We start from the raw sequence: 12,309 nt of genomic DNA on the forward strand, positions 1-12,309 counted from the left end.
GGCGCGACGCAATCACCATCGGGATGGGGGACGGTCGTTACGCATGGCCAGGGAATTCCAACGCGGCCACAAGGCCAAGATCAGTGACCTCACCGCTGGCACGGATCTGTACGTAGGTGTACAGATCACCGGCCCCGGACTGAGCTTCGACATCAGCTGCTTCGGCCTCGACGCCGACGAGCGGTTGTCCGACGACCGGTACTTCGTCTTCTTCAACCAGCCGAAAACGCCCGAGGAATCCGTCCAGCTGCTCGGCGCACAGGCCGGTGACACGGAGTCCTTCCGCGTCACACTCGAGAAGATCCCCGCGAACATCCAAAAGCTTTCGTTCACCGCGACCATCGACGGTGCCGGGCAGATGTCGCAGGTCGCTCCCGGATACATCCGTATCGTCGCCGGTGGTGAGGAAGTCGCGCGGTATTCCTTCCAGGGTGGTGAGTTCTCCACCGAGCGTGCGGTGATGCTGGGCGATTTCTATCTGAAGGACGTGTGGCGGTTCGCCGCTGTCGGGCAGGGCTTCGACGGGGGCCTGGACGCGCTGCTGAAGAACTTCGGTGGCGAGGTCGCGGAGGAGGAGCCCGCTGCCGCGCCAGAGCAGTCCGCGGCCCCCAGCTTCGCGCCTCCCGCCCAGGCCGCCGCACCGCCGTCCTTCGGGGCCCCGGCAGCGCCCGCTCCGGCACCCGCGCCTGCCCCGCCCGCACCCGCTCCGGCGCCCGAGCCGATGCCGCAGAACACCGCCACCCCGGCGGCGCCCCCGCCCCCGCCGGCCCCCGCGCCTTCGGTGCACGCGGCGCCCACCATCGCCGCCCCGCTCGCCACGCCGCCGGGCACGGTCCCGCCGCCCCCGGCGCCGACCGCTCCGAACCCGTACGGCCAGCAGCCACCCCAGCAGCCGCAGTTCGGCCAGGTCCCCGGCCAGGGCGGCGCATCCCTGCCGCCCGGCTACGGCCAGCAGCCCCAGACTCCGCCCGCTCCGCAGGGCTTCGGGCAGCAGCCCCAGACGCCCCCTGCTCAGCATGTCTTCGGCCAGCCCCCGGCCGCTCCCTCCCCGCAGGGTGCGCCGCAGGGCATCCCCCAGCAGGCAGCCTCGCCGGGCGTGGCCGCCGCCCTGGAGAAGTTCCGCGAGGCTCCGACGGGGCAGCGCTGGACGCTCCAGAACAAGAAGCTGATCCGGGTCGACCTCGGAGCCGGTGGCGACCAGCCCGTCCTCGCCCGCCAGGGCAGCATGGTGCTCTACCAGGGCAAGGTCGAATTCAGCTACAAGGGCGCCGGGTTCGCGGGCCGCATCGTGGGCAACGCCACCGGCCAGGAGATGCAGCTGATGCGCTGCTCCGGCCGTGGCCAGGTCTTCTTCGCGGAAGAGGCCACCCACGTGCACCCCGTCGAGCTCCAGGGCGACGCGATCTGCGTCTCCGCGGAGAACGTCCTCGCGTTCGACGAGAGCCTGCAGCACGAAGTCCGCAGGATCGAAGGGCACGGCATCCCCGGAGGGGCCCTGTTCGTGCTCCAGTTCCAGGGCACCGGAACGGTCGTCGTGAAGACCCACGGCACGCCCGTCGTGCTGCCGGTCACGCCCACCACGTTCGCCGACTCCAACGCCGTCGTGGCCTGGTCCGCGGCCTCGCAGGCGATCGTCTCCAACCAGGTCCGCATGCGCCGCAACGCCTATCCGGGCGACAGCGGCGAAGGCGTCAACCTGCAGTTCCGGGGCGCACCCGGCAACTTCATCGTCGTCCAGCCGTACGAGGTCTGAGGGAGCCCGTCATGAACCAGCCGCTCGCGGGCTTCGCCCCGACCCCGGTAGCCGCCCGCATGGAGAACCACGGCAGCAACATGCTGAAGGTCGCCATGCAGACCGGAAACGACCTCTTCGCGCGCGTGGGCTCGATGGTCGCCTACGAAGGCTTCGTCCAGTACGAGCCCAACCCGCCCGCCGTCCGCCAGATCGCCCGTGACTGGATGACCGGTGAGGGCGCGCCTCTTATGAAGTGCTCCGGTGACGGCCTGCTCTACCTCGCCGACTATGGCGCGGACGTCGTCGTCATCAACCTCGGTGGCGAGTCGATCTCCGTCAACGGCACCAACCTCCTCGCCTTCGACGCGCACCTCCAGTGGGGCGTCGAGCGGGTGAAGGGCCTCGCCAAGTTCACCGGGCAGGGCCTGTGGAACATCACGGTCAGCGGGCAGGGGCACGTCGCCCTGACCTCGCGCGGCACCCCCATCGTGGTCGACTGCGGCCGCGGCGAGGACGAGACCTACGTGGACCCCGACGCGCTCATCGCCTGGTCGCCGAGCCTGAAGGTGAAGGGCAAGCGCAGCTTCAGGGCCGGCTCGCTCATCGGGCGCGGCAGTGGCGAGGCCTACCAGATGGGCTTCTCCGGGGAAGGCATCGTCGTCGTACAGCCCAGTGAGGACAGCACCGACCGCCTCCGAGTCCGGGGCTGAGGGGGAGCGAAGAACACCATGCAGAGTCCGCTTTTCGCGCACACCGAGCAGCAGTCCCAGGAGCGCTACACGGTGCAGAACCCGCAGATGCTGCGGGTCGCCCTGGAAGGTCACGACGACATCCTCGCCCGCAAGGGCGCAATGGTCGCCTACCAGGGGCTGATGGAGTTCGACGGTGAGTACCAGACGTCCGGACAGCAGCGCGCCCGCGCGCACACCGGCGAGGGCCTCAGCCTGATGCGCTGCCACGGGCAGGGCACCGTCTACCTGGCGAACCTCGCCCAGTACATCCACGTAGTGGATGTCGAGCAGGACGGTCTGACCGTCGACAGCAGCTACGTGCTGGCGATGGATTCCTCGCTGCACCACGAAGTCGTCGCCGTGGACAGCCAGTTCGGGATCTCCGGCTCCGGCAAGTACCAGCTCAACATCACCGGGCACGGCAAGGTCGCGCTGATGACGTCCGGCCAGCCGCTGATGCTCCAGGTCACGCCCGACCGGTACGTCAATGCCGACGCGGACGCCATTGTCGCCTGGTCCACCGGGCTCCGGGTGCAGATGCAGGCGCAGACGCATTCGTCCGGCGTCTGGCGGCGCCGGGGCAACACCGGCGAGGGCTGGGAGCTCAGCTTCATGGGCAGCGGTTACGCGCTCGTCCAGCCCAGCGAGCTGCTGCCGCCGCAGCACGCGGCGACCGGCGGGGGCCTCGCCGCGCAGTACGGCATGGGGCAGCAGGGCGCCCGTGGCCAGAACCAGGGGAACGTCTGGAGCTAGGCAGGTATGCGTAAGGGGCGGTCACCATGGTGACCGCCCCTTACGCATGTCCTTCTAGAGCCGTGCTCGGGTGGCTTCCACCAGACGGACGACAGAGGTGTCGGCGACCTCTGCGACCTCGGAGTACGGGAACCAGCGCAGGTCCAGGGACTCGTCGCTGATGGCTTCCGTGGCGTCCGCCGGGGCGAGCGCCGCGTACTGCACGTCCAGGTGCTGGGTGCACGGCCCCGGAATCGGGTGCCGGTCCAGACGGACCGGGCCGCCCTCCAGGAGAGTGAGGCCGGGGATGCCCGACTCCTCCGTGGCCTCGCGCAGGGCCGCGGCCCGCAGAGTCGGGTCGCTCTGCTCGCAGTGGCCACCCATCTGAAGCCACATCTGCAGCTTCTTGTGGAGCGTGAGCAGTACGCGCCCGCGCGCGGGGTCGATGACAAGGGCGCTCGCCGTGATGTGCCCCGCGGTGCAGGGCTTCCACAGGCCGTCGGCGCCGTGCTCCGACAGATGGTCCAGGTAGGCCTGGCGCAGGTCCGGCTGGTCCTCGTAGCTCTTGAGCACGAGGACCGTGTCGTCGTACAGGCTCACTTGTCGGAGTCGCCCTCGCTCTTGTCGCCCTCGCCCTTGTCGTCCTCGTCCTTCTTCAGGTTCGGCTTCTCCACGGAGCCGCCGCTCGCCGCCTCGCCGAGCATCTTGTCGATCTCGGAGAAGTCCAGCTGCTCGTCGCGGTGCACGAAGCCGTCCGGGTCGTCCAGGTCGGACGCCGTCGGCAGCATGTCCGGGTGCGCCCACAGGCCGTCCCGCCCGTCCACACCACGCGCGTCGGTGAGCGAGGCCCACAGGCGCGAGGCGTCACGCAGGCGCCGCGGACGCAGCTCCAGGCCGATCAGCGTCGCGAACGTCTGCTCCGCGGGGCCACCGGTCGCACGGCGGCGGCGCAGCGTCTCGCGCAGCGCGTCGGCGGACGACAGGCGCGGCTTCGCGGCCGCGTGGACCACCGCGTCGACCCAGCCCTCGACGAGCGCGAGAGCCGTCTCCAGGCGGGCCAGAGCGGCCTTCTGCTCCGGGGAGTCCTCCGGCTGGAACATGCCCTGCTGGAGTGCTTCCTGGATCTGCTCGGGGTTCTGCGGGTCGAACTGGCCGACCACGTCCTCCAGCTTCGAGGTGTCGACCTTGATCCCGCGCGCGTATCCCTCGACCGCACCGAACAGGTGCGAGCGCAGCCACGGCACGTGCGAGAACAGCCGCTGGTGGGCCGCCTCGCGCAGCGCCAGGTAGAGGCGGACCTCCTCCTGCGGGATCCCGAGGTCCTTGCCGAAGGCCTCGACGTTCAGCGGCAGCAGCGCGGCCTTGCCGGCCGGGGCCAGGGGCAGGCCGATGTCCGTGGACCCGACGACCTCGCCCGCGAGCACGCCGATGGCCTGCCCGATCTGCTGGCCGAACATGGCACCGCCCATGGAGCGCATCATGCCGATCAGCGGGCCCGCCATGGCCTGCATCTCCTCGGGCAGCACATCGCCCATGGCCATGCCGACGCGCTCGGCGACCGGGTCGACGAGCTCCTTCCACACCGGGAGGGTCGCCTCGACCCACTCGGCGCGGCTCCAGGCCACCGCCGAGTGCGCGCCCGAAGGCAGCGACGTCGCGTCGTCCAGCCACAGGTCGGCCAGGCGCACGGCCTCCTGGACCGCGGTGCGCTCGGCGGGGCCCACGCTGGAGTCCTTGACGCCGTCCTGCGTGCCCTGCGAGACGGTCTGGCGGGCGATGTCCTTGGCCATGTCCCAGTTCACCGGCCCGCCCTCGTAGGAGAGCATCTGGCCGAGCTGCTGGAACGCGGCGCCCAGATCGTTCGGATTCATCGAGCCGAACATGGCCGCGAACGGGTTGTCCCCGCCCTCGCCGCCCGGGCCGCCCGCGCCGGGCAGGCCCGGGAACCCGAATCCGAACGGGCCGGCCGGTCCCTGACCGCCACCGCCCTGCTGGTCCTTCTTCTTGCCCTCGTCGCCGTCTTCCGGCTCCTCCGGCGGAAGGCCGAAACCGAATGGGGTGTCACTCACGGGATTCCTCGGCTGGTTGGGCCGCCGGCTTCTGGGCCCGGCGGCGACTGCCCGACTACACACCCAGCGTAGACACCATGGCCGGATCGGGCCTCAGTGCTTCGCCGACTCATTGCCTGCGGCAGGATGGATGCCTCCTGGTACGTACGCGTCATACACGTACGTACTGAAGACAACCGCTGGAGACGCCCGGTGAGTTCCCCAGATCCGCAGGTTCGCGCAGCGCGAAACCCTGCATCCAGTTCAGCCGTCCGCGGCCCCGTCGTCGCGGTCACCGGTGCCGCGTCCGGCATCGGAGCCCTGCTCACCGAGCGGCTCGCCGCTTCGGACGAGATCAAGCAGGTCCTCGCCATCGACGAGCGGCGCGGCGAGTGCACGTCCGCGACCTGGCACGTCCTGGATGTGCGGGACCCGGCCATCGCCGAGAAGCTGCGCGGCGCCGACGTCGTCGTGCACCTGGCCCTCGACCTCGACCTGGAGTCCGACCCCGCCGCCCGCACCGCCTACAACGTGCGGGGCACCCAGACGGTGCTCACCGCCGCGGCCGCCGCGGGCGTGCACCGCGTCGTCCTGTGCACCTCGACGATGGTCTACGGAGCCCTTGAGGACAACGAGCTCCCGCTCGCCGAGGACGCGGAACTGCGCGCCACCGCGGAGGCGACCGGAGTCGGCGACCTCCTGGAGGTCGAGCGACTCGCCCGCCGCGCCCCCCGCGCGCACCCCGGCCTGAACGTCACGGTGGTGCGCCCGGCGGTGCTCGTCGGCGGTACGGACACGGCGCTCACCCGGTACTTCGAGTCGCCGCGCCTCCTTGTAGTGGCCGGTTCGCGGCCCGCCTGGCAGTTCTGCCACGTGGACGACCTGTGCAGCGCCCTGGAGCACGCGGCCCTGGAGAAGGTCGACGGAGAGCTCGCGGTCGGCTGCGACGGCTGGCTGGAGCAGGAGGAGGTCGAGGAGCTCAGCGGCATCCGGCGCATGGAGCTGCCCTCCGCCGTCGCCCTGGGCGCTGCGGCCCGGCTGCACCGGATCGGCCTGACGCCCTCCCCGGCGGGCGACCTCGCCTACACGATGTACCCGTGGGTGGTCAGCGGGAGCCGGCTCCACGATTCCGGATGGCGACCCCAGTGGACCAACGAGGAGGTCCTCGCGGAACTGCTCGAGGAGGTCGCGGGCCGGCGCACCGTCGCGGGCCGACGCCTCGGCCGCAAGGACGCGACGGCGGCCGGTGCCGCGGGCGCGACCGTCGCTCTCCTGGGCACGGCGGCCGTAGTGCGGCGCGTGCGGAAGGCGCGGCGGCGCATCTGAGGCTCGCGCACCTGTAGGAGGCTCCAAGCCGGTAGGCGCGCGTGCCGGTCGAAAACGCTATTCACGGTTGTCGGCGGCGTGCGGCACGATGAGGGCATGGCACCCACTGAGCACGACCACCCCGGCGAGCTGAGGGCACAGGACCCGATCCAATTGCTCGCCGTCCGAGAGACGCCGCTCTCCATCGACGAGGTCTTCCGGGCCGTCGGTGACGACGCGGCGGGCGGCACCGCGCTCTTCGTGGGGACCGTGCGCAATCACGACGGCGGGGCCGACGTGGACAAGCTGGGCTACTCCTGCCACCCGACCGCCGAGGCGGAGATGCGGCGTGTCGCGGAGAAGGTCGTCGCCGAGTACCCCGTGCGCGCCCTGGCGGCCGTTCACCGAGTCGGCGATCTGACGGTGGGCGATCTCGCGGTCGTCGTCGCCGTGTCCTGCCCGCACCGGGGCGAGGCCTTCGAGGCCTGCCGCAAGCTCATCGACGACCTGAAGCACGAAGTGCCGATCTGGAAGCACCAGACGTTCTCGGACGGCACCGAGGAGTGGGTCGGCGCCTGCTAGGGCCCGTCTTCAGACTCCCTGGGCCCTGTCTGGCCGACTCCGGTGGGGCTTAAGGGGGTTCCGGTTGCGTAACCGCCCCCCGGCGGCGAGCGTTGGGACAGCGGATGGTTAATCTGCTGATACGTCAGTGGCAGTCGCTCATGGGGTCGGGAGGTCGGCATGGCAGCGCTCCTGTGGTTGCTCATCCCGGTTGTCGCTGCGGTGGCTGCCGGATTCTGGGGCATCTGGGCCGGCCGTCAGCGCCACAAGACCGGTGACGTCACCGAACTCAGTGGTTACGCGCGTTTCCGTGAGGCGATGGAGAAGTCGCACCAAGGGACCTGACGAGCCCGGCCCCACAGGTGCGTCGACAGGGTCGTCCCGTACTGTCGTTCCATGCCACGCCGCACTGCGACGATGCTCGCCTCGACCCTGATGCTGATCGCGCTCTTGTGCGCGGGGGTGCTCATCAAAGTGCCCTACGCGGAGATGTCGCCGGGACCGACGGTGAACACCCTCGCGGACCACGGCGGCGAACCCGTGATCCAGATCTCCGGACACAAGACGTACGACGCCTCCGGCCACCTGAACATGACGACGGTCCGCGTCACCAGCGCCGACTACAACATGAACCTGGTGTCGGCCGTCTACGGGTGGCTCGCGCACGACAGCATCGTGGTGCCGCACGAGACGCTCTACCCGGACGGCCAGACCGAGCAGCAGTCCTCGCAGCAGAACGCCGAGGAGTTCAGCCAGTCCCAGGAGAGCGCCAAGGTGGCGGCGCTGCACGAGATGGGCATCCCCGTGAAGTCCTGGGTGATCGTCTCCAGTGTCGTCAAGGACAGCCCGGCCCAGGGCAGGCTGCACGCCGGTGACGTCATCAAGTCCGTCGACGGCACCAAGGTCACCAAGCCCACCGACGTCGCCAAGCTCGTCACCAAGCACAAGCCGGGCGAGAACGTCGTCTTCACGGTCGTGCCCGTCAAGGAGGCGGCCGCAGCCGAAAAGGCCGGCAAGGAAGCGACCCGCACGAAGAACGTGACGATCAAGACGGAGAAGGCCGAGGACGACCGCGCGATCGTCGGCATCCAGGCGGGGACCGACCACACCTTCCCGTTCGAGATCGACATCAAGCTCGCCGACGTGGGCGGTCCGAGTGCGGGTCTGATGTTCTCGCTCGGCATCGTCGACAAGCTCACGTCGGACGACCTGACCGGTGGCAAGTTCGTGGCCGGCACCGGCACCATCGACGACGACGGCAAGGTCGGCCCCATCGGCGGCATCGGCATGAAGACCGTCGGCGCGCGCGACAAGGGCGCGCAGTACTTCCTGACGCCGAAGGACAACTGCGCCACCGCGGCGAAGGACACCCCGGACGGCCTCACGCTCGTCAAGGTGGACACCATCGACGACGCGATGGACGCCCTGAAGGACATCCGCAGCGGCAACACGGCGGACCTGACCACCTGCACGGCCAAGGGCTGAACAGGCGCAAACACCGCACTACGTAGAGGGGCGCCACCGGAGACTTCCGATGGCGCCCCTCTACGTAGACGAAGAAAAGGTCACTCGGCGAACGTCACCGACAGGGCCTCCGCGAGCCCCGGTACGAGATTCGAGCCCGTGAGGACCTCCGTCGTCGCGTCCTTCTCGCGCAGCCGCAGCGCCGAGTCGCGGGTGCCGTCGCGCAGCACGCCGACCGTCATACGGACCTCCTGGCGGTCCGGGTGCTCGGCCACCCACTTCGTGAGCTTCGCGTTGCTGAGGCCCTCCGGGACGGACGCCTCCGCGGACGGCGGCAGCATGAGCCGCTCGACCGTCAGCGCGCAGCCCACGACGGCGTCGGGCCACGCGATGGTGCCGAGGAACTCGTCCAGCGGCTTTCCGGCAGGGATCTCGTCCTGCTCGATCGGGGTGAGGCCAGGGGCCTCCTGCTCGCCCTCGAGCCCGAGCTGGGCGGCGAGAGCGGGTTCCTGGGCGCGCAGCGCGGCGGTGTCGACGAGGGCGAAGAGGCGAGCGGGCTGGTCCCAGCCAAGCCCGGCGGCGTACTCATCGATCTCGAGTACGGCTCGGGTGAGGGGGCTCGCTGCCATGGGAGTGTTGGACATGGTCACAATCCTGCCTCGTTCGTCGCCCGAACCGGGAACTGAGTAAAGCGTGAGTAAGTTGCATAGGTGATGGGTCCGCGTTCTCGGGGGCCCGACCGACCGACCGAATACCGAACTTCGAGGTGCACACCTTGGCTTTCCAGATGCCGGACCGCGGCGGGGGCCCGACGGGACCGCGGATCAGAGTCGGCCGACCCTCCCGGCGTGCCCGAACACTGTTGTTGACGCTGGGCGTCCTGGCCGTGCTCGGCATGGCCTTCGTCATGTTCGCCGGATTCTGGACCGATTGGCTCTGGTACCGCTCGGTCAAGTTCTCGTCCGTCTTTACGACTCAACTGTGGACGAAGATCGGGCTCTTCTTCGTCTTCGGACTGCTGATGGCGCTCGCCGTCGGCGTGAACGTCTGGCTGGCGCACCGGTTGCGTCCGCCGCTGAGCGCCATGTCGATGGAGCAGCAGAGCCTCGATCGCTACCGGATGGGCATCGCGCCCTTCAAGCGGTGGCTGCTCGTCGGTATCACCGCCCTTGTGGGTCTGATCGCGGGAGCCTCGGCCGCCAGCCAGTGGCGTACATGGCTGATGTTCGTGAACGGCGTGCCGTTCAACCAGAAGGACCCGCAGTTCCACATGGACGTGTCCTTCTACGCGTTCGATCTGCCCTGGTACCGCTTCCTGCTCGGCTTCGGGTTCGCGGCAGCCGTCATCGGCCTGGTCGCCGCTGCGCTGACGCACTACCTGTACGGCGGCCTGCGGATCACCAGCCCGGGCGCGCGGGCCACGGCCGCGGCGACGGGGCACCTCTCCGTCCTGCTGGGCGTGTTCGTCGCCCTGAAGGCGGTCGCGTACTGGCTCGACCGGTACGGGCTCGCCGTGAAGCAGAGCGATTTCAAGGCGACGGACAACTGGACGGGCCTCAGGTACGTCGACGCGAACGCGTATCTGCCGGCGAAGACGATCCTGTTCTGCATCGCCGTCATCTGCGCGATTCTCTTCTTCGCGACCCTGTGGCGGCGCACCTGGCAGCTGCCGGTCATCGGCTTCGGCCTGATGGTGCTCTCGGCGATCCTGATCGGCGGCCTGTACCCGGCCATCGTCCAGAAGTTCCAGGTCCAGCCGAACGAGCAGTCCAAGGAAGCCCCGTACATCAAGAAGAACATCGAGGCGACCCGTAAGGCCTACGGCATCGACAACGCCAAGCCCGTGGACTACAAGGGCAAGGGTTCGGACGACGCCGCGAAGCAGCGGACGGAGTCCGACTCGGCGGCCAGCTACCGGCTCAACGACCCGAACATCGTCTCGCCGACCTTCCAGCAGCTCGAGCAGCAGCGGAAGTACTACCAGTTCCCGACGACCCTGGACGTGGACCGCTACAACGGCCAGGACACCGTCGTCGGCCTGCGCGAGCTGAACCTGAGCAAGCTCGACAAGCGCAACTGGATCAACGACCACTTCGTCTACACGCACGGCTACGGGGCCGTGACGGCGAAGGGGACGGCGACGTCCCAGGGCGCCCCGCAGTTCACCGAGTCGGGCCTGCCGACCACCGGCGACCTCGGCGACTACAACCAGCGCATCTACTACGGCGAGAAGACCTCGCAGTACTCGATCGTCGGTGGGCCGCAGAAGGAGCTGGACTACGAGCAGGACGACGGCACGCAGAAGACGACCAGTTACAAGGGCAAGGGCGGCGTCAATCTGGCGAACCCGCTCAACCGCGCCGCGTACGCCGTCGCCTTCAGCGAGCCGCAGATCCTCTACTCGGGGGCCATCGGTGAGGGCTCGCGGATCCTCTACAACCGCACTCCCAAGGAGCGCGTCGAGGCCGTCGCGCCGTGGCTGACGATCGACGGGGACCCGTATCCGACGGTCGTGAACGGCAAGATCAAGTGGGTCATCGACGCCTACACGACGTCGAACGGCTATCCCTACGCGTCCCGTACGACGCTGGGCGACAGCACCGCCGACTCGCTCAACGAGGCGGACAGTCAGCGTGCCGTGGTGGCCCAGCAGAACCAGGTCAACTACATCCGCAACTCGGTGAAGGCGACCGTCGACGCGGGCACGGGCGAGGTCAAGCTCTACACGTGGGACGACAAGGACCCGGTCCTCAAGACCTGGAAGAAGGCGTTCCCCGGCACGGTCGAGCCCAAGAGCGCGATCCCGGCCTCCTTGAAGGAGCACCTGCGCTACCCGCAGGACATGTTCAAGGTCCAGCGTGAGCTGCTGAGCCTCTACCACGTGACGAACTCGAACCAGTTCTACAACGCGTCCGACGCGTGGCAGGTGCCGAACGACCCGACCAAGAAGGACAACAGCGCGGTCCCGCCGTACTACCTGTCCATGAAGATGCCGGGTCAGACCAGCCAGCAGTTCTCACTGACGACGACGTTCACGCCGAGCGGTCGGCCCAACCTGAGAGCCTTCATGGCGGTCGATGCCGACGCGACCAGTAAGGACTACGGCGCCATAAGGCTGCTCAGAGTCACCGAGGACAAGGTCGCAGGACCCGAGCAGGTACAGAACACGCTCAACTCCTCGGGCTCCGTGGCCAACTGGGTGCGCGATATGAAGGGCGCCGACTCGACGGTCCTGTACGGCAATCTGCTGACGGTGCCGCTCGACAAGGGCTTCCTCTACGTAGAGCCGATCTACGCCCAGGGCCGCAATGCCGAGTACCCACTCATGCGCAAGGTCGCGGTCTCGTACGGCAACAAGATCGGTTTCGCGGACTCGCTGTCCGAGGCGCTCAACGAGGCCTTCGATGTGGACGCGGACACGCCGGCCGAGCCGGAGAAGCCCGGCGGGGACACGAGCGAGACGCCGGAGAACTCGACGGTGAAGGAAGCGCTCGCGGACGCCGACGAGGCCTTCAAGGACGGCCAGGAGGCCCTGAAGGACAACGACTGGACCGCCTACGGCAAGGCCCAGGACCGGCTGCAGGACGCCTTGGAACGCGCCGAGGACGCGCAGAGCAAGGCCGACAAGGCGGCAGGGGACAACAAGAACGACAAGAACAGCGGCAACGGGGACAACAAGGAGGCGGCCGGCGGCTGACCGGTCAAATGACCCCTCCGCGCCGTGGTACGGTTT

At 69.0% G+C, this 12,309-nt stretch carries 11 protein-coding genes; 8 read left to right on the top strand and 3 right to left on the bottom strand.

The features are described 5' to 3' along the window. Positions 1-43 precede the first annotated feature (43 nt). The 3 genes from OHA73_RS28080 to OHA73_RS28090 are packed head-to-tail and all read left to right on the top strand — an operon-like array spanning position 44 to position 3,219. Positions 44-1,753 carry a TerD family protein gene (locus OHA73_RS28080; RefSeq protein ID WP_327656433.1) on the top strand — a complete coding sequence of 570 codons (1,710 nt, stop codon included), beginning with the start codon at positions 44-46 and terminating at the stop codon, positions 1,751-1,753. A gap of 11 nt (positions 1,754-1,764) precedes the next feature. Beyond that, entirely contained in the window at positions 1,765-2,445 is a 681-nt protein-coding gene (locus OHA73_RS28085) for an AIM24 family protein (RefSeq protein WP_266713860.1), read from the top strand. Positions 2,446-2,463: 18 nt separating this feature from the next. Further along, positions 2,464-3,219 carry an AIM24 family protein gene (locus OHA73_RS28090; protein WP_266713862.1) on the top strand — a complete coding sequence of 252 codons (756 nt, stop codon included), beginning with the start codon at positions 2,464-2,466 and terminating at the stop codon, positions 3,217-3,219. 54 nt (positions 3,220-3,273) lie between these two features. Here the strand turns inward: OHA73_RS28090 and OHA73_RS28095 are convergent, their stop codons facing one another. Then, on the bottom strand, positions 3,274-3,798 hold the full coding sequence (locus tag OHA73_RS28095; RefSeq protein ID WP_327656434.1) for an NUDIX hydrolase: 525 nt from the start codon (positions 3,796-3,798) through the stop codon (positions 3,274-3,276). Continuing rightward, positions 3,795-5,267: a zinc-dependent metalloprotease gene (locus tag OHA73_RS28100; RefSeq protein ID WP_266713866.1), complete on the bottom strand. Its 1,473-nt coding sequence runs from the start codon at positions 5,265-5,267 to the stop codon at positions 3,795-3,797. The genes OHA73_RS28095 and OHA73_RS28100 overlap by 4 nt, the downstream gene beginning before the upstream one ends. A gap of 192 nt (positions 5,268-5,459) precedes the next feature. Here OHA73_RS28100 and OHA73_RS28105 point away from each other — a divergent pair, with 192 nt between their 5' ends. From OHA73_RS28105 to OHA73_RS28120, 4 genes are all read left to right on the top strand, one after another. Continuing rightward, a complete protein-coding gene (locus tag OHA73_RS28105; protein WP_266713868.1) occupies positions 5,460-6,572 on the top strand; it encodes an SDR family oxidoreductase in 1,113 nt (370 codons plus the stop codon). A gap of 96 nt (positions 6,573-6,668) precedes the next feature. Continuing rightward, the gene (locus tag OHA73_RS28110) at positions 6,669-7,133 is read left to right on the top strand and encodes a molybdenum cofactor biosynthesis protein MoaE (RefSeq protein WP_266713870.1); all 465 of its coding nucleotides are present in this window, start codon (positions 6,669-6,671) and stop codon (positions 7,131-7,133) included. Between the two features lie 159 nt (positions 7,134-7,292). Beyond that, a complete protein-coding gene (locus tag OHA73_RS28115; protein ID WP_266713872.1) occupies positions 7,293-7,457 on the top strand; it encodes a hypothetical protein in 165 nt (54 codons plus the stop codon). A gap of 51 nt (positions 7,458-7,508) precedes the next feature. Further along, entirely contained in the window at positions 7,509-8,597 is a 1,089-nt protein-coding gene (locus OHA73_RS28120) for a YlbL family protein (protein WP_266713874.1), read from the top strand. Between the two features lie 80 nt (positions 8,598-8,677). Here the strand turns inward: OHA73_RS28120 and OHA73_RS28125 are convergent, their stop codons facing one another. Then, positions 8,678-9,220 carry a PPA1309 family protein gene (locus OHA73_RS28125; protein WP_266713876.1) on the bottom strand — a complete coding sequence of 181 codons (543 nt, stop codon included), beginning with the start codon at positions 9,218-9,220 and terminating at the stop codon, positions 8,678-8,680. 143 nt (positions 9,221-9,363) lie between these two features. Here OHA73_RS28125 and OHA73_RS28130 point away from each other — a divergent pair, with 143 nt between their 5' ends. After that, positions 9,364-12,273 carry a UPF0182 family membrane protein gene (locus OHA73_RS28130; RefSeq protein WP_266718850.1) on the top strand — a complete coding sequence of 970 codons (2,910 nt, stop codon included), beginning with the start codon at positions 9,364-9,366 and terminating at the stop codon, positions 12,271-12,273. The last annotated feature ends 36 nt before the right edge of the window (positions 12,274-12,309 follow it).

The organism is Streptomyces sp. NBC_00483, assembly GCF_036013745.1.
In the GTDB taxonomy this organism is placed as follows: Bacteria; Actinomycetota; Actinomycetes; order Streptomycetales; family Streptomycetaceae; genus Streptomyces.

Bases quoted from the DNA above. Each gene is read 5' to 3' on its own strand.
- OHA73_RS28080 (WP_327656433.1), top strand. From the start codon at position 44: ATGGCCAGGGAATTCCAACGCGGCCACAAGGCCAAGATCAGTGACCTC.
- OHA73_RS28085 (WP_266713860.1), top strand. From the start codon at position 1,765: ATGAACCAGCCGCTCGCGGGCTTCGCCCCGACCCCGGTAGCCGCCCGC.
- OHA73_RS28090 (WP_266713862.1), top strand. From the start codon at position 2,464: ATGCAGAGTCCGCTTTTCGCGCACACCGAGCAGCAGTCCCAGGAGCGC.
- OHA73_RS28110 (WP_266713870.1), top strand. From the start codon at position 6,669: ATGGCACCCACTGAGCACGACCACCCCGGCGAGCTGAGGGCACAGGAC.
- OHA73_RS28115 (WP_266713872.1), top strand. From the start codon at position 7,293: ATGGCAGCGCTCCTGTGGTTGCTCATCCCGGTTGTCGCTGCGGTGGCT.
- OHA73_RS28120 (WP_266713874.1), top strand. From the start codon at position 7,509: ATGCCACGCCGCACTGCGACGATGCTCGCCTCGACCCTGATGCTGATC.
- OHA73_RS28125 (WP_266713876.1), bottom strand. From the start codon at position 9,220: ATGTCCAACACTCCCATGGCAGCGAGCCCCCTCACCCGAGCCGTACTC.
- OHA73_RS28130 (WP_266718850.1), top strand. From the start codon at position 9,364: ATGCCGGACCGCGGCGGGGGCCCGACGGGACCGCGGATCAGAGTCGGC.